Annotated in this window: 7 protein-coding genes; all 7 read left to right on the top strand. The window is 70.4% G+C overall.

The annotated features are described in order from the left end of the window. Genes NE2_RS03185 through NE2_RS03155 form a run of 7 tightly spaced genes read left to right on the top strand, consistent with a single transcriptional unit; the run spans position 1 to position 22,057 of the window. The gene (locus NE2_RS03185) at positions 1-1,146 is read left to right on the top strand and encodes an acyltransferase (protein ID WP_063023696.1); all 1,146 of its coding nucleotides are present in this window, start codon (positions 1-3) and stop codon (positions 1,144-1,146) included. A 15-nt stretch (positions 1,147-1,161) separates the two neighbouring features. Further along, the gene (locus tag NE2_RS03180; protein ID WP_081879446.1) at positions 1,162-1,986 is read left to right on the top strand and encodes a class I SAM-dependent methyltransferase; all 825 of its coding nucleotides are present in this window, start codon (positions 1,162-1,164) and stop codon (positions 1,984-1,986) included. Between the two features lie 9 nt (positions 1,987-1,995). Further along, positions 1,996-3,792: a carbamoyltransferase family protein gene (locus tag NE2_RS03175; RefSeq protein ID WP_063023694.1), complete on the top strand. Its 1,797-nt coding sequence runs from the start codon at positions 1,996-1,998 to the stop codon at positions 3,790-3,792. A gap of 16 nt (positions 3,793-3,808) precedes the next feature. Beyond that, positions 3,809-11,479 carry a non-ribosomal peptide synthetase gene (locus tag NE2_RS03170; RefSeq protein ID WP_063023692.1) on the top strand — a complete coding sequence of 2,557 codons (7,671 nt, stop codon included), beginning with the start codon at positions 3,809-3,811 and terminating at the stop codon, positions 11,477-11,479. A 5-nt stretch (positions 11,480-11,484) separates the two neighbouring features. Further along, a complete protein-coding gene (locus tag NE2_RS03165) occupies positions 11,485-14,868 on the top strand; it encodes a type I polyketide synthase (protein ID WP_063023691.1) in 3,384 nt (1,127 codons plus the stop codon). After that, positions 14,865-21,155: a type I polyketide synthase gene (locus NE2_RS37480; protein WP_167356695.1), complete on the top strand. Its 6,291-nt coding sequence runs from the start codon at positions 14,865-14,867 to the stop codon at positions 21,153-21,155. Before NE2_RS03165 ends, NE2_RS37480 begins: the two co-directional genes overlap by 4 nt. Beyond that, entirely contained in the window at positions 21,152-22,057 is a 906-nt protein-coding gene (locus tag NE2_RS03155; RefSeq protein ID WP_063023687.1) for a 3-oxoacyl-[acyl-carrier-protein] synthase III C-terminal domain-containing protein, read from the top strand. Before NE2_RS37480 ends, NE2_RS03155 begins: the two co-directional genes overlap by 4 nt.

Genomic DNA, 22,057 nt, shown 5'->3' with positions numbered 1-22,057 from the left:
ATGGCGCCGGTACCGCTGTCGACCGTCGACCACATGTGGACGGCGAATATGGCCGGTCCGCTGCAGTTCGTGGTGGAGTTCGGCGAGGTGCTCGACGCCGATCGGATCGTCGAGGCCTATGTCGAGACGGCCCGTGAATTCGTCGGCGCCGACGCGGCGCTGGTGCAACTCGACGAGCGCACCTTGGCGATGGATGTCGACGACCCGCGCCCCGCGATCCGGGCCACGGTCGCCGAATCCACCGTGCCGCTGAGCGAATGCCTCGATCCGGTCGAGATCGGGGTGGGGCATGTGCTCGCCCGCGGGCGGGTGGTGACCCGCGGCGACCGCACGGCCGTCGGGCTGTCGATGTCGCACGGCCTGGCCGACGGCTACGGCATGTTCTTCTTCCTGGCGGCCTGGGCGGCCCGGGCCCGCGGTGCTCGCTTCCTGTCGCCGCGCTGCGACCGCGAGGTGCTCACCCGGCCGCAGGCACGCGACCGCGACAGCGTCGATCCGGACGCGTTGCGCCGGGCGGGATTCGTGACGGTCGAGCCGGATCTCGAATTGCCCGAGCTCGACCTCCACACCGGCCGGCTGGATCTCGCCGAATGCGAGGCGCAAGCGGAGGTTTCGGGGTTGTCGACCGCGGATCTGGTGGCGGCGGGCCTGTTTCGCGACTACGCCGCGACCAAGGACACCGACCTGGTGACCCTGGCCTGCCCGGTCGACATCCGCCGCTTCGTCCGCGAACTCGGCCCGACCTATTTCGGCAACGCCTTCGTGCAGGTGCTGATCGATGTCGAGACCGAGCGCGTCCGCAACGCCGCGGTGCCGGAGATCGCCGGCTGGGTGCGTGACGCGGTCGCCACCGCGCCCGGACGCATCGACGACGCGATCGCCGAACTCGAGGCGTTCCTTCAGGTGCACGGCATCGCGGGACTCGACCGGGTCTGGGGATATCCGCCGCAGTCGGGCTTCCTGGTCAGCAATCTGTCCCGAATCCCCGCCTCCTGGCTGGATTTCGGCGCCGGGCCGCCGGTCGGTCTGGTGACGCCGGGCCGCCGGCCGCGTCAGGACGGGTGCTATCTGCTGCCCGATCCCGAGCGGGCGCACAGCCTGCAGTGGGCCTCCACGCTCGAGCACGAACCGGCCGCGCGTTCGTAGAGAGACGAATCCGATATGGCTGCAGCGATGACCTACAGCATGGCCGTCGGCGATCGCGACGCGGCGCGCCTGGCCCTGCTCGATCAGCATTACAACCCGAGTTCGCGTGCCTTCCTCGAATCGGTCGGGCTCTGTGCCGGCGCGACGGTGGCCGATATCGGCTGCGGGCACGGCGCGATGACGGCCTGGCTGGCCGAGCGGGTCGGACCCGACGGCGTCGTCTACGCCGTCGACGCCTCTGCCGAACAGCTCGAGATCGCGCGCCGCCTGGTGGGCGATCTGCCGCAGGTGCGCTACGTGCACGCGCGCATCGAGGACGCACCGCTCGAACCCGGTTCGGTCGATTGGGTGTACAGCCGCTTCCTGCTGATGCACGTGGCCGACGCCGCTGCCGCGCTCACCGCGATGGAGCGCATGCTCGCCGACGACGGCGCGCTGCTGCTGGAGATGTCCGATGTCGGGGCGCTGCGATTCGTGCCCGCCGACGATCCCGCCGCGGATCTGTGGCGGGAGTGGTGGTTCGCCCTCGGCCGGGCGCGCGGCGCCGCCCACGACATCTACGAGCGCACCCCACAGCTGCTCACCGAGGCCGGCTTCATCATCGCGCGCCGCGACCGCTTCCAGCCGGTTTCGGCGATGCCCGAGGCGAAGATGTTGCACGCCTTGGGCTTCGAACAGTGCGTGCCGGCCTACCTCGAGCACGCCGGCGCCGATCCGGCGGCCATCGATGCCCATCGCGCCTTCCTGCAGCGCGTCGTCCCGGATACCGACATCGCCGTCGAACTGTATGCGACCAGCCAGTATTTCGCCCGCAAACGTCCGCGGGCACGAAGATTGTGAGCCTCCGCCATGGTGAGAACACCAGCCGCGCAACCGAAGTCGATCATGGGGATCAGCGGTCTGCACAACAGTGTGCCGTTCAAGCAGGCCCGCTTCCCGGGGCTGGAGTGGCGGGACTATCGCATCACCCAGGGCTTCGATTCCGCGGCGGCACTGCTGCACGACGGCGAGCTGATCAGCGCGGTGGCCGAGGAGCGGTTCACCGGCGAGAAGGCGACCGGCGCCTTTCCCGAACACGCCATCCGATTCGGCTGTGAACGAGCCGGAATCTCGGTCGATTCGCTCGACGTGCTCGCCCACGGTTTCTCCTACGAGCCGCTGCGAGCCGCATTCGAACACAGCGACCTCGGACGCGCGCGGTTCCGCGAGGTCTTCGCCCGGCAGGTGCTGCTGGACAAACTCACCGAGACCTTCGGCGGCGACTGGGACGACCGGCTGGTGCAGGTACCGCATCACCTGGCCCATGCGGCCAGCACGTTCTATCCCAGCGGATTCGATTCGGCGCTGATCCTCGTCGCCGACGGCATGGGGGAGCAGCACAGCGCGACCGTCGCGCTCGGAACGGATGCGGGCATCGAACCGATCGCGACGGTCTCGGAACTGAATTCCCTCGGAATTCTCTACGGCGTCTTCACCTACTATCTGGGCTTCGCGTTCGGCCTCGACGAATACAAGATCATGGGGCTGGCGCCCTACGGTGACCACCGCAAACACTTCGCGGCGATGATGGATCTCATACATCTGCGGCCCGACGGTACTTTCACGATTCCCATCCTGTACCGCAACGAAACCGATCTGGACCGGGAAACCTACCGCGGCACACTGAAATCGATCGAGGAGATCTTCGGCCCCGCCCGCGGCCCCGACGACGAGTTGACCGACCACCACCGCGATATCGCCGCCGCCCTGCAGGCGGCGCTCGAGGCGACCCTGCTGCACACGCTGCGGTACTTCCGCAAACAGACCGGTGCGAAGAATCTGTGCATGGCCGGCGGAGTCGCGCTCAACTGCACGGCCAACGGCGTGATTCTGCGCAGCCGCCAGTTCAAGCGCATGTTCATCCAGTCCGCGGCCGGTGACGACGGCACCGCGCTGGGTGCGGCGCTGTACGTGCACCACCAGCGCGAGGGGGCCGCCCCGATCGCGGGTATCGCGACACCGCTGAACGGCCCGGAATACTCCGACGAGCAGATCGCGGCGGCACTCGCCGACCGGACCGATTGCACCGCAACTCGATTCGACGATTTCGCGGCGCTGGCCGCCGAACTGGGGCGCCGGCTGGCCGCCGGGCAGATCGGGGCGCTGTTTCAGGGACGCCTGGAATACGGTCCGCGCGCCCTGGGCAATCGCAGCATTCTCGGAGACCCGCGCCATCCGCGCATGCGCGACATCATCAACGCGAAGGTGAAGAAGCGGGAGGGCTTCCGCCCCTTCGCTCCCGCCGTCCTCGACGAGTACGCGACCACGTATTTCGACATCAAGGATGCCGAGGTCGACACCTATGCCTGGATGCTGTTCATCACCTCGGTGCGGCCGGAATTCCGCGAGGGGCTGCCGGCGGTCACCCATGTCGACGGATCCGCTCGGGTGCAGACGGTGTCGCGCGAGCGCAACGAGCGGTTCTGGACGGTGATCGACGCCTTCCGGCAGGAGACCGGAACGCCGATCCTGCTGAACACCTCGTTCAACGTGAAGGGCCAGCCGATCGTGTGCACGCCGGCCGAGGGCCTGGACACCTTCGTCACCGCCGGACTGGACGTGCTGGCCATCGGCAATTACCTGGTAGAGCCGGTTCGCGCCGGATAAGTGGGATCGAGTTACTGTGCAAGCCGACTTTCTTCCCGGCGTCATCGCCATCGCCACCGATTTCCGCCGCGCACCGGTGCAGCGATACCTGCGTGCCCGGGAAGAGCATCGTCCCCGCTCGTCGGGTCCGGCAGTGGCGGCGTTGATCGCCCTGATCCACCGGTATTCCGAACACGCCGAGGTCACACTCGGAGTGATTGCGCCGGAAGATGATTCACCGATTCCGTTGCGGGTGGCCGTCGAGCCGGATCGCACGGCGCAGGCGCTGGCCGCAGAGGTCGATGCGGCCCGCTCGCGAGCGGCGGCCGCACGCGCCGGCTTCGACATCGACGAATTGATCGCGACGCTCTGTCCCACACCGGTATTCGACCGTCATCCGCTTTTCCAGATCGCTTACTGCGAACTCACCGGCGAGCACGACCCGGACGCGGCGGAGGACGCGCTCGAGGCCGTCGTCGGCTGCGATCTGGTCTTCGTCGAGGATCGCGGGGCGGGTGAACTGCGCTGCGAATACGATGCGGAGCTGTTCGAACCGCAGACGGTGCGGCGGTTGCTGGCGCAGTGGGCGATGCTGATCGACGCGTTCACCGCGCATCCGGATTCCGCGCTCGCGGCCTTGCCGATGCTGCCGGAGGGGGACCGAGCGGCCCTCGACGAGTGGTCGACCGGGCCACAGGTGGCCCGTCCCGCGACGACGCTGCACGCACTGATCGCCGAACGAGCGGCGAGCCGGCCCGACAGTCCCGCCGTCGTGTCCGAGGCGGGCACGCTGAGTTACGGCGAACTCGACGACCGCGCCGCGCGGGTCGCCGGATATCTGAGCGCCGCGGGGGTGCGGCCCCGGCAGATCGTCGCGCTGTGCCTGCGGCGTTCGCCGCGGGTGCCGGTGCTGGCGCTCGGTGTCATGAAGGCCGGTGCGGCCTATCTGCCGCTGGATCCCGCGGATCCGGATGCGCGGCTGGCGACGATCCTGGCGGATTCCGGGGCGTCTGTGGTGCTGTGTGACGACGCCGAGATCGCCGAACGCTTATCCGCCGAGGGCGTCACGGCGATCGATCTGGACGCCGTATGGGACGAACTGGACCGGACCGAGCCCGCACCCGCCCGCGTCGGCGCGCCGACGGATCTCGCCTACGTCATCTACACCTCCGGTTCGACCGGCCGGCCCAAGGGTGTGCTGATCGAACATGCCGCGATCTGTAATCGCCTGCTGCACGACGCGATTCGCATCGACGAGTCGGACCGGGTGTTGCAGAAGACGCCGCTGACGTTCGACGTGTCGGTGTGGGATCTGTTCTACCCGCTGGTGCACGGGGCGCAGTCGGTCCTGTGTGATGCCGAGGGGCATCGGGATTCGCGCTATCTCCTGGACGTCATTCGCGCGCGGGAGATCACCGTCGCGCACTTCGTGCCCTCGATGCTGCGCACGTGGCTGGCCGAGCCCGGCGCCGGGGCGTGCACCTCGCTGCGGTACGTGACCACCAGCGGTGAGGCGCTACCCGCGGATGTGGCCGCCGAATTCCACCGGCTGCTGCCGGATACCGCGCTCTACAACTACTACGGACCGACCGAAGCGGCCGTCGACGTCACCTGCGAACAGGTGCTTGCGGGCGCCGCGGTCACCCTCGGTCGGCCGATCGAGAATGTGCGCGCCGTCGTCCTGGACACCGCGGGACAGCTCGTGCCGGTGGGCGTTCCGGGGCAGCTGCATCTGGCCGGGGTCTGTCTGGCGCGTGGCTATGTCGACCCCGCCGACGAGATCGGCCGCTTCGTGGCCGACCGGCGGACCGGAGAACGGCTGTACGCCACCGGTGATCGTGTGCGGCGGCTGCCCGACGGACGCCTGGAGTATCTCGGCCGGGCCGACCATCAGCTCAAATTGCGTGGCCTGCGGATCGAAGCCGGTGAGGTGGAGGCCGCGTTACGCTCCGCCGAGGGAGTGCGCGAGGCCGTGGTCACGGTCTTCGGCGATGATCCACAGCGGAGCGAACTGGTCGGCTACGTGAGCGCCGCCGCCGACGCGGGGGTCGACACCGACGCGGTGCGCGACCATGTCCGTGGTCTGCTGCCGACGTATATGGTTCCGGCGAAAATCGTTGTGCTCGAGGAGTTTCCCCGCAACTCGGCCGGGAAGATCGATCGCAGGAGTTTGCCCGCGCCGGTCGTCACGGTGCCCGGCACGACCGCCGCGTCACCGAGCGATCTCTCCGACGCGATAGCGGCGGTCTGGGCGCACGTGCTCGAGTGCGATTCGGTGCCCGCCACCGCGAATTTCTTCGATCTGGGCGGCAACTCACTGCTCGTCGCCCGGGTGCACCTGGCACTGGAAGAGGCGCTCGGGATCTCGATCGCGCGCACGGACCTGTTCCGCTATCCGACCGTGGCCGCACTGGCCGCGGCGCTCGCCGGCTCGGTCGCCGCCCGCGAGTCGGCCGACGATGCCGGCGACCACAGCGGTCCGTTCGCGGTGATCGGCATGGCCGTGCGGGTTCCGGGCGCTGCCGATCTCGACGAATTCTGGGATGTCATCGCGGATGCGCGCACGACGATGACCGAACTCGACGACGAGCAGTTGCGGGCCGCGGGCGAATCGGAGGAGCGCATCGCCGCGCCGAATTACGTGCGCACCGCGGCCGTCCTGGACGATATCGCCGGATTCGACGCCGAGTACTTCGGTTTCACCGCCCGCGAGGCGCAGGTCACCGATCCGCAGCATCGGCTGCTGCTGGAATGCGCGGTCGAGGCGCTCGAACACGCGGGCTACGGTGGTGCGCCGCAGCGTCCGCGCACCGGGGTGTTCGTGGGCGGGCTGCCCAGCAGCTACTTCCACCGCTATTTCGCCGACGACTTCACGCAGCTGCCCTCTACCCAGCACTATCAGATCAAGGTCGGCAACGAACCCGACTTCCTGCCCACCTCGATCGCCTACCGCCTCGACCTGCACGGACCGGCCGTCACCGTGCAGAGCGCGTGTTCGACCTCGCTGGTCGCGGTCCATCTGGCCTGCCAATCCATCGGCCGGGGCGAATGCGAGATCGCCCTGGCCGGCGGGGTCGCGGTGCGAGTACCGGATCGGGTCGGCTACCTGTATCAGGAGGGGATGGTCGCCTCGCCGGACGGGCACTGTCGCGCCTTCGACGAGCAGGCCGGCGGCACCGTCTTCGGCAACGGGGCGGGCGTGGTCGTGCTCAAACGGCTCGACGCCGCGGTGCGCGACGGTGACCGGATCTTCGCCGTGGTGCGCGGCACCGCGATCAACAACGACGGCTCCGCGAAGGTCGGGTTCACCGCGCCGAGTGTCGACGGCCAGGTCGAGGTCATCCGCCGGGCGCATCGCGTGGCCGGGGTGGCGCCGGCCGAGATCGGATACGCCGAGGCGCACGGTACCGCCACCCCGATGGGGGATCCGATGGAGATCGCCGCCCTCACCGAGGCGTTCGGCGGTCCGCGCGCGGATCGGTGCGAGGTCGGATCGGTGAAGGCGAATATCGGCCACCTCGATACCGCCGCCGGTGTGGCGGGATTCGTCAAAGCCGTTCTGGCGTTGGATCACGCGGTCCTGCCGGGACTCGCGGATCTGCACCAGCCCAGTAGCCGGATTCCCTGGTCCGAGACGCCTTTCCGGGTGTCGCCGCGCTCGCGCGCATGGCCGTCGGATCGGCCGCGGATCGCCACGGTATCGGCCTTCGGCATCGGCGGCACCAACGCGCATGCGGTGCTGGAGGCCGCGCCGCCGCGCATCGCGAGCGCCGCACCCGCGGGCTGGACCGGACTGTTCCGGTTGTCGGCGCGTTCCGATGCGGCACTGCGTGACCTCGCGCAGCGTTACCTCGATCGGCTGGATGCCGATGTTGCCGTCGAAGACGTCTGCTACACAACGGGTTTCGGCCGAGAGCATCATGGGCAGCGGCTGGCCGCGGTGATCTCCACCCTGCCGGAGTTGCGGGCGGCGCTGGCGGCCTACCTGCGCGGTGAACCCGCGGCGGCATTGTTCACCGAGGCGGAGCAGCATGCGGATCACCGCCTGTGCCTGGTCCTGGGCGACGCTCCCGAAGCGGGTGTCGACGAATTCCTCGACCGGTACGCCGACGATGCGGTGCTGCGGAAGGCGCGGGCGGAGGTGTCGGCGGCACTCGGCGGCGCCGAACCCGCCGGAGTGCAGGCGGAGCTGGCCCGTCAGTACGTCCTGGTGCAGATGTGGCGAGCGTGCGGCCTGCACTGGGATGCGGTGATCGGTTACGGCACGGGCGAATACGTGGCCGCGACGATCTCCGGCGTCCTCGATCTGGCGACCGCCATGCGGGCCGCCGCGGAGGGGACGCCGGCGTGGGCGGGCGGCGATCGCCGGGACCTGCGGTTGGCATCGCACGCACCGAATGCGGACGCACCGCTCGATTCGTGCGTGGCGGCCGTGGGCTGTGATCGGATGCTGGTGCTGGGCCGTCGCAGCGACGAACGAGCCCGGCTGCGGCTGGCCGCCGATCGGTACGGCGTTCACACGGTACCGGCAGCCGACGGGCCGCACGATTTCTCGCGCGGCCTGCTGGTCGCGGCGGCGAAACTCTATGCGAGCGGTGTGGACATCTGTCCCACGCCGTGGGGCCCGTTCGCCCAGGGGCGTCGAATCCCGCTGCCCACCTACGCATTCCAGCGCAGCACCTTCTGGGTCGAACCGAAACGTGCGAGCCGCCGTGCCGAGAACGCCGCCGAGGAGACCGGGCTGCCCGGCCGTCCGGTGGATCTGCCGCTGTCGGACGAGATTCGCTACGAACGCGGTTTCGCCTGTGACTCACCGTCGTATGTGACCGATCACCGGTTGTTCGGTACCGCGGTGGTGCCCGGCGCCTCGCATATCGCGATGGTGCTGGCCGCGGCCGCGCACCACATCGACGGGCCCTACGTGCTGCGGGATACGCTGTTCCTGCATCCGTTCGCCGTGTCGGACGGCGGCAGCCGCCGCGCCCAACTGGTGCTGCGGCCGAGCGGTCCGGGCTGGGACGTGACCCTCGTCGCGGAGGAGGAATCCGGTGCGGGCGCGGCCTGGCCGGCGCTGTTCCGCACCGCGCTGGAAAGCGCTCCCGCCGAATCGGATTCGAGATTCGGCGAGACCGAGCGCGGCGATATTCTCGCCCGCTGTCCGCGGGAGCTGTCCGGACTCGAGTTCTATCGTGATGTGTGGGTGCCGGGGCTCGACACCGGCAACTCCTTCCACTGGATCGAGAGCATCCAGCGCGGCGACAACGAGGCACTGTGCCTGACGACCCGTCCCGAGGGGGTGGAGATCGGGCCGGAACCGCTGCACGCGGGGTTGGTCGAGGCCGCGTTCCAGGTGCTCAACAGCTGCTGGAAGTACGACAACGATCTGCTGCGGGCGCAGGAGAACATCTACGTTCCGTTCAGTATCGACCGCTACTACTTCTCCGGTCGCCGCACCGAGGGCCCGTTGTGGATCCATGCCCGATTGGCGGGCGGGCACGGCGCGGGTGACGAGGCGTTCACCGCGCATATCCGGATGTACAGCGCCACCGGCGAATTGGTGGTCGCCGTGGACGGATTCGAGTCGCGGCGCATCAGCCGGGCGCAGGTGGAGCGGGCGCTCGCGCACAAGACGGCCGATATCACCCACGAGCAACACTGGCAGCGCACCGAGGCGGCCGACACGGGCACCGAGCCGGTCTCGCTGCTGGTGGTCGACGATGAACCCGACCGGTTGAGCCGTTTCGCGCGGGTGCTGCGCGAGCGGGCGATTCCGGCCGAGACGGTACTGATCGGTGCGGATGCCCCGCCGGGATCGGGCATCACGCGCAGCGCGGCCACCGACGCCGAAATACGCGCGTGGCCGGTCGAAATCGCCACAGCGGACCGTCGCGGCTACGTCGACCTGCGCGGCCTGACGACAGCCGACGGCGAGAGCGCGCGGTTCGTCGGCGAGGCCGCCCGGCGGTGTGCCGCGGCGGTGCGACCACTACCGGCGCTGGCATCCGAACGCGTCCGCGTGTGGTGGCCCACGCGCGGTGCCCAACCGGTGACCGGCGACGCCGACGTCACCGATCCGGCGGCCACCATGCTGTGGGGTATCGCCACGGTCGTCCGTCGCGAGTATCCGGAACTGCGGTGCAGCACAGTCGATCTGGATGGCGACGACGATTCGTCGCTGATGCGGCTGGCGGCCGAGATCCACCGCTGGTCGCCGGAGATGCGGATCGCCCATCGCGGCGGGAATCGCTACGTCGCGCGGCTCCGCCGTGCGCAGCCGGGGACGGATGTGCGGATACGGCGCGATCGCAGCTATCTCGTCACGGGCGGGCTGCGGGGGATCGGCCCGCGCGTAGCGCACATGCTCGCCGAGCAGGGCGCGGGACACCTCGTACTCGTCGGCCGCACCGCACCCGATCCGGAGACCGCGCGGCTGCTGGACGAGATCCGCGGCGGCGGCTGCTCGGTCACCGTGCACACCGCCGATATCGGCGCCGAATCGCTCGCCGGCGTGGTGGCGGCAGCGCCGCATCCGCTCGGCGGCATCGTGCACGCGGCGGGTGCGCTCGACGATGCGACGATCGCCGGGCTGGACGCCGACCGATTCGAGAAGGTCCTGGCGCCCAAGGTCGGCGGTATTCACCGGCTGCGCGAAATAGTCGGTGCGGATACGGAATTCGTGGTGTGCTTCTCGTCGCTGACCGCGACCGTCGGTGCGGGCGGACAGGCTAATTACGCGGCGGCCAATGCGTATCTGGACGGGTACGCGTCGCTGTTGCGGGCCCAGGGGATCCGCGCGACCAGCATCGCGTGGGGCCCGTGGGGCGAGATCGGGATGGCGGCCCGGCTCGACGCCGAAGAGCGCGAGCGTGCCCGGCTGCGCGGCTACCGGCCGCTCTCGCCGGAGCAGGGGCTGCGTCTGCTGGCCGGCAACCTGGTCGCTGCCGGTCCGACCGTCGTCGCCGCGGATCTGGACTGGCCGAAGCTGGCCGCGGCCGCGGGTGGTGACCCGTGGTACGGAAGTATCGCCGCCACCCCGGCCGCTGCCGGACTGGCCGCCTCGCTGCGTGAACGGGTTCTGGCGGCCGCCCGGACCGACCGGGCGGCCCTCGTGCGCGAGCTCACGGCCACCGAGGTGAAGGCGGTGCTGGGCCTCGACGCCGGGCATCTGATCGACCCGGAGGAGGGATTCACCCAGCTCGGGATGGACTCCCTCGCGGTCGTCGAACTGCGCTCACGCCTGCAGGACGGTTTCGGACTCGCGCTGCCCGCGACCTTCGGATTCGACCATCCGACCGTCGAGAAGGCGGCCGAATATCTCATGGCCGCAATCGGTTCCGGGGAGGCAGACGCGCCGGACCCGGCCACTGCCGCCGTTCATGCTCGGCCGCACCACGCGACGACACAGGACGGACCACCGCACGTCACCGACGTACCGCCCGAAGGTTCGGCTCCGGCCGGGCCATATTCGGACACCTCGACTCAGGCCCCGGCCCCGGCCCCGGCCGCGCCGGATTCGCCGGTTGCGGTTCCAGCTGCGGATTCACTCGCGCCGACCGCCGCTGTAGCGAGTCCGGCCGGTCCGCCTCCGGCCGAGTCGCAACCGGCGGCTTCGGAATTGGCCCCGCCGGCGCCGCCCCAGTCGGAGGATCCGATCGCCGCCGAGCTGGCTCTGCTGGAGGCGGCATTACACAGCGACGCACAGTGGTGAGGGATATGTCCGCAGCAAGTTCCGAATCCGTCTCCGCCACCGGTGTGACACCCGACCGCGAGCAGCGCATCGCCGCGGCCCTGCGCGCGGCGCGGGAGCGGCTGGCCGAACCTCGCCCGGCGGAACCGATCGCGATCGTCGGCATCGGCTGCCGGTTCCCCGGCGGCATCACCGGGCCGGACACCCTGTGGGACGTCGTGGCCGGGGGGGTCGACGCCACCGGCGAACAGCCCGGCGATCGGTGGGATGTGCAGCGGTTCTACGATCCGGACCCGGACAAGCCCGGCACCATCTACACCACCCGCGGCGGATTTCTCGACGCGGTGGACATGTTCGACGCCGACTTCTTCGGCATCTCGCCGCGCGAAGCGCACGCGATGGACCCGCAGCAACGGCTCCTGCTGGAGATCGCGTGGGAGGCGGTGGAGAACGCGGGTATCGCGCCCCAGCGGCTGCGCGGATCCGATACCGGCCTGTTCGTCGGATTCAGCTGGCGCGACTACGACCGCATCGCCGTCGCGAATATCCCCGAGGCCATGAACGCCTATGCGGGACTGGGGAATACACCGAGTATCGCGGTGGGCCGGGTGGCGTACACGCTGGATCTGCACGGACCGGTGTCACTGGTGGACACCGCGTGCTCGTCGTCGCTGGTGGCGGTCCATCAGGCGGTGCAGAGTCTGCGCAACGGCGACTGCTCGACGGCGCTGGCCGGTGGTGTGAATCTGATCCTCTCGCCGTTCTCGACGATGTTCTGCTGCCGCATCCGGGCGTTGTCGCCGGACGGCCGCTGCAAGACCTTCGATGCCTCCGCCGACGGATACGGTCGCGCCGAGGGCGCCGGTCTGGTGGTGCTCAAGCGGCTCTCGCAGGCACAGCGCGACGGCGACCGGATCTACGCGGTGATCCGCGGCTCCGCGGTCAACCACGACGGCCGGACCGGCGGGCTCACCGTGCCGAGCGCCCGCGCCCAGGAGGCGGTGGTGCGGGCAGCGCTGCGGGCGGCGAATCTCGAACCGGCGCGGGTCAACTACATCGAGGCGCACGGCACGGGCACCGCGCTGGGCGACCCGATCGAAATCGGTGCGCTGAACTCCGTCTTCGGCGCCGCGCGTGCGCCGCTGTGGGTCGGGTCGATCAAATCGAATTTCGGGCACGCCGAGACGGCGGCGGGGATCGCCGGTCTGATCAAGGTGGCCCTGGCCGTCGAGCGCGGTGTGCTGCCGCCGACGCTGCATGTGCGGGAACCGAATCCACGCATCGATTGGGCGTCCGGTTCGGCGCGGGTGGTCACCGAGACCACACCGTGGCCGGCCGGATCGCGGATCGCGGGTGTCAGTTCGTTCGGCTTCAGCGGGACCAATGCGCACGTGCTGGTCGAACAACCGCCGGCGGCAGCCGAATCCGGCAGCGCCGTGCCCTCGGGCCTGCTGACGCTGTCCGCCCGCAGCGACGAGGCGTTGCGGGCGCAGGCGCGGCGGTTCGCGCTCGCGCTGCGGACCGTGGAACCGTCGAGGCTCGAATCGGTGTGCGCGACAGCGAATCTCGGACGGAGCGCGTTCGAACATCGACTCGCCGTGGTGGCCGGGAGTACGACCGCGATGGCGGCCGCCCTGGACGCACATACCGCCGGGCAGCGGCAGCCGGCGATCGTGACCGGCCACGTGCCGCGGGGTCGTGCCGTGCGTACCGCACTGTTGATCGGGCACCGCGGACCCGGTGTGGAACCGCTCGATCGCGAAAGCTACACCGGCTCCGACGTCTTTCGCGCCGCCGTCGACGAATGCCTGGAGGCGACCGCCTCGCGGGAGGGTTTCCGGACCGCTCTGTTCGCCGGGCTGGCACCGCATCAGGCGCAGCGCGTCCCCGGTCTGGCGGATGCGCTGGCCTTCGTGCACCGGTACGCCACCACTCGCCAGTTGCTGGCATTCGGTTTGCGCCCGGCTGCCGTGCTGGGCGTCGGCGTGGGCGAGTACGTGACCGCCGCGATCACCGGGATCCTGGGACCGGCTGTGGCACTGCGTGCTTCGGTCTCGACCGCGGCGCTACTCGGCGAACGCGTGGTGGCACGCACCGACGACCGTGCGCTGCTCGACGCGTTACTGCGCGAAACCGGTGCGCGCCTGTGCGGTCACGCCGGCGACCGTTATCTGCTGGAGGCGGGCCCCGGCGGCCGCGAGCCGCTCCTGCACCGCCTGCGCGCCGCCGGTGTCGCCGCGACGACGCACGCCGAACTGCGCGATCACCTGGGAACGGCCGTCCCCGATCCGGGACAGCCGGGCGAGCCCGAACTCACCGTCGTCTCCGCGCACACCGGGATGCGCCTAGGCCACGAAGCGGCCGATCCCGCCTACTGGTCGAGCCGCCCGCTGTGGCCCGGGCACCTGGACCGGGCCTTCGCCACGCTGGGAGAACTCGACTGCACCGTATTCGCCGAGGTCGCGGGAGCGACGCTGACCGAGCTGGGAAGCCGCCGCACCGCCCCGGAGCGCCGCTGGTTCACCACAGGTACCACTCGCGGCGAACTGATCCGGTGCACGGCCGGGCTGTTCGTGGCCGGAGCCGTCGACGACCTGCGCGACCTGCACGGCACCCACTATCCCCGGATCACCCTCCCCACCTATCCCTTTCAGCGTCGCCGCTACTGGGTGGAAGCGTCCGGCGCCACGCATGTGACCGGCGAGCCGAGCGCACCCGCTGCGGCGGCTCGGCCTCCGCAGGTCGAAGCCCTCGGTGTGGACAGCCTCGATGCCGCTCCACCGGCCACGACAGCTTCGGGCGATGGTCAGGGAAGTGTCCAGGGGTCCGCAGTTCCCGGACCGCCTGTGCGCACCGATGCGACCGGGTCGGACGTGCCCGCGGGAGCCGTCGAATCCGCGCGGCCCGCGATGTCCGAGGCGGAGCTGTACCTGCTGCGCCGACGCGTGAGCTCGGTGGTGGTCGAGAGTATCCGGCAGGTCTTCCAGATGCCGGATTCCGATCCCGTCGATCTGCGGACACCGCTGCAGGAACTCGGCTTCGACTCGCTCATGGCCATCGAATTGCGGACCGTATTGGGCCGTGCGCTCGCGCTGCCGATCGAAGCGGCATTCGCCTTCGAATTCCCCACGGCCACAGCGCAAATCGCCGAGCTCACCGCGCGGTTGGCCGCCGCACCGACGATCCCGCCCGAGCCGGCCGCCGAACCGGCGATGTCGGCACCGGCAACCGCGGCGGAACCGACCACGATCGAGTCGCGGCCGGAGCACCACGACCCGGCCGACCCGCACCCCGGGTCGTTCGACATCCCCGTCAGCACGACCCGCACCCCGCTCGACGGCCTGAGCGAAACCGATCTCATCGCGCTGGCTCGCGCGGAAGTGGCTGCCCTGGAAGAGGTGCTGCGTTGACCCCGACCGCGACGAATCCGAGTGTGCTGCCCGAGGGCGGCGACAGCAGCGAGGCCTTACGCGGCGCCATCGCCGCCCTGCGCACGGCTCGCGGGGCCTTGGCACAGCGCAGTGAGCCGGTCGCCGTGATCGGTGCGGGCTGTCGCCTGCCCGGCGGGGTGGGTTCGCTGGAGGAATTCGCAGAATTCCTGCGCGCGGGCGGCGACGGCGTGGTCGATATTCCGCCGGACCGCTGGGATGTCGAGCACTACTACGATCCGGACGCCGACGCACCCGGCAGATCCTTCATCGCGAAGATGGGCGCCCTCACCGATATCGGCGATTTCGATGCCGCCTTCTTCGGCATCTCGCCGCGCGAGGCCGAGGCCATGGACCCGCAGCAGCGGCTGTTGCTCGAGGTCGCGTGGGAGGCGCTCGAGCATGCCGCGATTCCACCGGACTCCCTGCGCGAGAGCCGAACGGGCGTCTTCGTCGGCATGTGCCCCAACGATTACGGCGCCGCGGCGACGGACCCGGCAGCGATCGACATCTATTCCGCCACCGGTCTGGCGCCGTCGGTGGCGGCCGGGCGGATCGCCTATCACCTCGGACTGCAGGGGCCCGCCCTGGTCGTCGACACCGCATGCTCGTCCGCACTGGTCGCGCTGCATCTGGCGGTGCAGAGCCTGCGATCGGGGGAGTGCGAGCTGGCATTGGTGGCCGGGGTCAATCTGATCGTGTCCCCGCAGTCGATGATCTCGATGTCGAAACTCCGGGCGCCCTCGCCGAGCAATCGCTGCGCGCCCTTCTCCGCCGCCGCCGACGGACTGGTGCGCGGCGAGGGGTGCGGCGTCGTCGTGCTGAAGCGCGAGTCCGCCGCCCACGCCGCTGGTGATCGAGTGCTGGCCTCGATCGTGGCCACGGCCGTCGATCAGGACGGCCGCAGCAACGGCCTCACCGCGCCCAACGGCCGCGCCCAGGAACAGGTGCTGCGGGATGCGCTGCGCGAGGCCAAGCTCGAGACCGGCCGCATCGACTACATCGAGGCGCACGGCACCGGCACACCGCTGGGCGACCCCATCGAATTGCGCGCGTTGTCTGCGGTTTTCGGCGCCGATCGGGACCGTCCGCTCCTCGTCGGATCGGCCAAGGGCAACCTGGGCCATCTGGAACCGGCCGCCGGAATCGCCGGACTGCTCAAGGCCATCACGGTCGTCCGCGACCGGATCGTCCCGCCCACACTGCATTTCGACGAGCCGAATCCGCTGATCGACTGGGACGCCACGCCGATCGTGATCCCGGCCGAGGCGCGGGAGATCTCCGGCGCCGAGCCGGTGTACGCGGGGGTCAGCGCATTCGGATTCAGCGGGACCAACGCGCATACGATCATCACCGCGGCCCCGGGGATCGAACCGGCGGCCGAAGATGCCGGGGATGCCGCCGAACCGGCTCGGGAACTGCTGGTCCTGCCGCTGTCGGCGGCCACCGAACAAGCGTTGCGGGATACGGCACTTCGCTGGCGTGACCGGCTGACGGCCGGCGCGCCCGCGCGTGATCTGTGCTTCACCGCGTCGCGTCGCGCCGCACTCGACCATCGTGCCGTGGTGATCGGGGAAACCGCCGCCGCACTGCAACGCGGACTCACCGCCATCGCCGAGGATCGTGATCGCGCGGGCGTGATTCGCGGCCGCCGCGGCGAACCGGGCGCCCTGGTCTTCGTCTTCGCCGGATTCGGCGGGCACTGGACCGGAATGGGTGCCCAGCTCATGGCCGACTATCCGGTATTCGCCGAGGCGGTGCGGCGGTGTGCGGCGGCGTTCGAACCTCATCTGGGCACCGACATCGCCGAACTGCTGGCCACCGGCGAATCCGACGGCGGCCGTATCGATCTCGCTCAGCCCATGTCCTTCGCCGTGCAGATCGGATTGGCGGAATTGCTGGCGGCGACCGGGTTCCGGCCCGATGCCGTGATCGGTCACAGCGTCGGTGAGATCGCGGCCGCCCGGGTCGCGGGGGCACTGAGCCTCGCCGACGCCGCCGCGGTCATCGTCCACCGCAATCGGGTGCTGCGCGCGATCGAAGGGACCGGCGGCATGTTGTCGGTGCCGATGAGCGCCGGTGAGCTCGCCGGATGGCTGGAGCAGATCGAAGGCGAATTCGACCTCGCCGCCGTGAACGGACCCGCGCAGGTTGTCGTCTCCGGGACGGTCGCCGATCTGGACCGGCTCGAAAAGGCGCTGGCCGCAGCCGGTTACGATCCTCGGCGGGTGAAGATCGAGTCGGCCGCGCACAGCCGCCAGCTGGATCCGCACCTGGACGCCTTCGTCGAGCGGATCGCCGGCATCACCGCGATCCCGGGTGGCCGGGCCGCCTTCCTGTCCACCGTGGAGTCCGACTACCTCCCCACCGATGCGCTGACCGCCGACTACTGGGGTCGTAATCTGCGCAGCACGGTCCGCCTCGACGAGACCGTCGAGCGGGTGCTCGCGGAGGGTCCGGCGACCTTCGTCGAGATCGGGCCCAATCCCGTTCTGGTGGACGGTATCCGCGCCCGCATCGACGCCTCGAACGATCGCGGTGCGGTGGCCGGATCCCTGAAACGCAACGGCTACGCGCGCCGCGACATCCTGGAACTGATCGCCCGGTTGTATGTGCACGGAGTCCCCGTGGACTGGTCGGCCGCCGGGGTGCGCGGCCGGATCGTCGAACTGCCGGCGTATCCGTGGCAGCACAAGCGGTTCTGGGCTCGCTCCGACTGGGATGTGGCCGCCGAACAGCACAATGGTCAGGCGGTGGTCGAATCGTCCGTCAGCGGCGAACGCCTGCTCCAGCGCGTGGTGGATCCCGCTCGCTCGTCCTGGTTGCTCGACCACGCGGTCGGGGATACGCCGGTCGCCGCGGGCGCCTGGCTGGTCAACCTCGCCGCCGCGGCCCGCCTGCAGCACGGTTTCGGGCCTGGCTGCCATTTCGCCGATATCCGGTTCGAGCGGGTACTCACCCTGCCCGAGACCGGCCGTCGAGTGCAGGTGGTACTGCGCGACAACGAATTTCGCATCAGTGCCCGCGCCGCCGAGCCGGGTGGCGCGGCCACGGTGTGGACCGAGCACGCTCGCGGACGGATCGTTTCCGGCGAGAACATCCCCGAGGTCCCCGGACTGGCCGCGGCGCAGCGGCACTGCCGCACCGCGGTGGACCCGCAGGATCTCTACGCGGCCTATACCCGCAACGGCACCCGTTACGGGCCTGCCTTCCGCACGGTGACGGAACTGTCGGTCGGCGATGGTGAGGCGCTCGGGCGGGTGAGCGCGGTGGCCGGTGCGCGCGACCCGGAGCACGGGGTGACGGCCGCCGCGGTGCTCGACGGATGTTTCCAGGTGGTCGGCGCACTGGCCGGGGACGAACTGTTCCTGCCGTCCGCGATCGGCGCCCTGCACGTCGCCGACCACATTCCGCCCCAGGTCCACGCCCATGTGCGCCGCTACGCCCGCGACGGTCGCCTGCAGACCGCCGATCTCGACATCTACGCCGACGACGGCTCGCTCGTCGCCACGGTGCGCGAGCTGACCGCGACCCGCGTCGACGCGGCGGATACCGCCGATGCCGCCGTCCTCGCGGTCGATTGGCAGCAGCGTCCGCGCGCGACCGGGCGGCTCTCGGGACGCTGGGTGGTCGTCGGCGGCGACCCGGACGACGACGCAGCGCTGGGACCCGAAACGCTGACCCGGCAACTCGTCGCGGCGGGCGCCGACGCCGCCACCGCCGCGGTCGCGCCGAGTGCCGACGGCACCGAATCGCACGCCCCGCCCTTCGACGAACCTGCGGATCACATCCTGTACCTCGCCGGAACCGAGGACGGCGCAACGGCATTCGCGGATCTGGCCGCACTGCTCGGCCTCGCGCGCACGGCCGTGCGGATGACCTCCGCGCCCCGGCTGTGGGTGGTCACGCGCGGCGGTCAGGCGGTGGCGCAGGAGTGCGTGGACCCGTGGCAGGCGGCCCTGTGGGGTTTCGGCACCGCCCTGGCCGCCGAACACCCCGAACTGCGCACCACGCTCGTCGACCTGGCCGCCGATGCGGGCGTGGACGGCGACGACGCGGCCGACCTGGTCGCGGAACTCGCCGACGGCAGCGAGCGGCATATCGCGCTGCGCTCCGGACTCCGCTGGGTCGCGCGCCTCGACCGGGTCCGGCTGAACCCGGATCCACCCGTCGTCGCCGCGGGCACCCGCGGCTTCGGGGTGGATATCGACGAGCCCGGCCGCCTGCAGACGCTGACGCTGCGCGGTCGCGGCCGGCCGCGACCGGGCCCCCGTGAGGTCGTCGTCGCCGTGGCCGCCGCCGGCCTCAACTTCGCCGACGTCATGTGGGCCATGGGCTTTTTCGCGGATCTCGACGACGTGCCGCTGGGATCGGAATGCGCGGGCACCGTCGTCGCCGTGGGCGCCGAGGTCGACACGGTGCGCGTCGGCGACCGGGTGGTGGCGGTGGCGCTGAACTGCCTGGCCACCCATGCCGTCGCCGACGCGGCGCTGGTCTATCGGCTGCCGGAGACGTTCGCCCTCACCGACGCCGCGGCGCTGCCCACCGCCTACACCACTGCCTGCTACGCACTCGAACGTCTGGCCCGGGTGCGCCCGGGCATGCGCATCCTGATCCATTCGGCTACGGGTGGCACGGGTGCGGCGGCCATCGCGGTGGCACAGCGGCACGGGCTGGAGATCATCGCCACGGCGGGCACCGAGGACAAGCGCCGCGTCCTGCGGGATCTGGGCATCGAGCACGTCTTCGACTCGCGCACCACGGAATTCGAGCAGCAGGTTCTCGACGTCACCGCCGGCGCGGGGGTCGATGTCGTGCTCAACTCCCTGACCGGCGCGGCCGCCGAGGCGAGTCTGCGCACGGTCGCCGCCGACGGGATCTTCCTCGAGCTCGGCAAGCGCGATATCTACGGCTCGGGGCGACTCCCCCTGGAGCATTTCAAACGCCGCATCACCTACACCGCCGTCGATATGGCCGGCCTGCACCGCGAGCGGCCGGCGGTCTTCGCCGAACTGCTGCACCACACGCTCGACCGCGTCGTCTCCGGCGAATTGGAACCGCTTCCGGTGCAGACCTATCCGATCGCCGCGGCGGCCGAGGTGTTCCGGCTGATGAGCACCGGTGCGCACACCGGCAAACTGGTGCTGGTGACCGACGACGCGGCCACCACCGGCATCGTGCGCGGCGCCGCGCAGGGGCTGGCCGAACCCGGCTGCGTCCTGGTCACCGGCGGCCTCGGCGGGCTGGGTCTCGAACTGGCCCGCACCCTGGTCGAACGGGGCGGCGCGCAGGTCGGACTGCTCGCTCGCCGTGAGCCGACCGCCGACGAACGCGCGATCATCGACGAACTCAACGCCGCCGGAGAGCGCGTGGTCCTGGAACGCGCCGACGTCGCCGATGCGGCCGAGGTCGCCGACGCCGTGGGGCGGTTGCGCTCCCGAATCGGTCCGGTGCGCGGGGTGTTCCATCTCGCGGCCGTCCTGCGCGACGCCGTCCTGACCAATCAGAGCTGGGCCCAGTTCGATCCTGTGCTGCGGCCGAAGGCATTGGGCGCCTGGAACATTCACCGCGCGGTGGCGGGCGATCCCGTCGAGTACTTCGTGATGTACTCCTCCACCGCGACCCTGCTGCCTTCGGGCGGTCAATTGAACTACGCCGCCGCCAACGCGTTTCTCGACGGCCTGGCGCACTACCGGCGCGCGCAGGGGCTGGCGGCCACCGCGGTGGCATGGGGTCCGTTCCGCGATACCGGACTCGCCGCGCGCAGCGCCGCGACCGAGGAGTATCTGGCCGGCCGCGGAATCCGCTCGCTGGCGCCGGCGACGGCGTACACGCTGCTGGAGACACTGCTCGACGACGGTCGTCCCCGCGCCGCCATCATCGGTCTCGATGCCGACGCCTGGCTCGGCGCCCATCCCTTCGCGCGCGCCGTGCCGATGTACGAACCTCTGCGCGCCATGAGTTCCGGCGCCACCGTGGCCCTGGCGGACGAGCTGCGCCGCCTGCCGGCCGAGGAGCGCGAGGCCGCGCTGTGGGAGCTGCTGCTGAGCAGAACGGCCGCGGTCCTGCGCATCGATGCCGACGAGATCGATCCCGCCACACCGTTTCTGGAACTGGGCATGAGTTCGCTGGCGCTGCTCGAATTCAAGAACGGGCTGTCGGCGGCGCTGGGGATCGACCTGCCCGGCGCGGTGCACTGGGAACATCCGACCGTGCGGGCCATGCACCGCTACCTGTCCGGCCGCCTGCGCGAGGAGGAGTCCCGATGAGCGTCTATCTGCACGGGATCTCCTATGCCGTCGGCGCTCGCGAGCCCATCGCGAGCCTGGAGCCGCTGCGCGAGGACCCCGCCATGCTGCGCGATATGCACGGCCTCGGCCTGTACCACTACTGCCGCACCGAACAGACCCCGCTGCAACTGGCCGCCGAGGTGGTCGCGAGCACTCTCGACCGGATCCCGGTGGATGCGGCCGAGGTCGACCTGCTGGTCTACGCGTCGTCGAGTCCCGAAACCGGCGCCCTGGCCGGTGGTGAATTCCTGCGTTTCTGTGAGCGTTTCGGCCTCACCCGCGCCACCCCGATCGGTGTCACCCTCGCCGAATGCGCGAATTTCGGCAGCGCCCTGCGGATCGCGCACAGCCTGGTCGCCGCCGGATCGGCCCGCAATGTCCTGGTTGTCACCTCCGACGCGTGCCCGGACCCGCACGCCCGCATCCTGCGCGACGCGCTCTCGGTGCTGAGCGACGGTGCGGCCGCCTGCCTGATCACCTCCGCCGAGCCGTCGCGCATCGAGGTGCTCGGCTCGAATCAGGGCACCAACCAGCTGATCCGCGTGGCGAAGATGCCGGCGCTGGCCGGGCTCACCAAACGCGGCCTGTCCCGCGCGGTCGCCGATATGCTCGACCGCGCCGGCCTGGACCGCGCCGACGTGCGGCGCATCATCGCCAACAACGTCAACGAGGAGGCCGTGCGCTTCATGGCCGATTCGGCCGGACTCGACCACGACCTGTGCTATCTCGACAACATCGCCGACTACGCCCACGTGCACTCGGCCGACAACCTGATCAACCTGCAGACCTATCTGGAGGACGGCGTCGCGCCGGGGGAGATCGTCATGACCATCAGTCACGGGTTCGGCACCTGGGGCGTCGCACTGTTGAGGATCGGCTGA

This window comes from Nocardia elegans NBRC 108235 (genome assembly GCF_001612845.1).
GTDB classification, from domain to species: domain Bacteria; phylum Actinomycetota; class Actinomycetes; order Mycobacteriales; family Mycobacteriaceae; genus Nocardia; species Nocardia nova.
The sequence above is the reverse complement of the archived record's forward strand: the minus strand, read 5'-3'. Positions and strand labels throughout refer to the sequence as shown.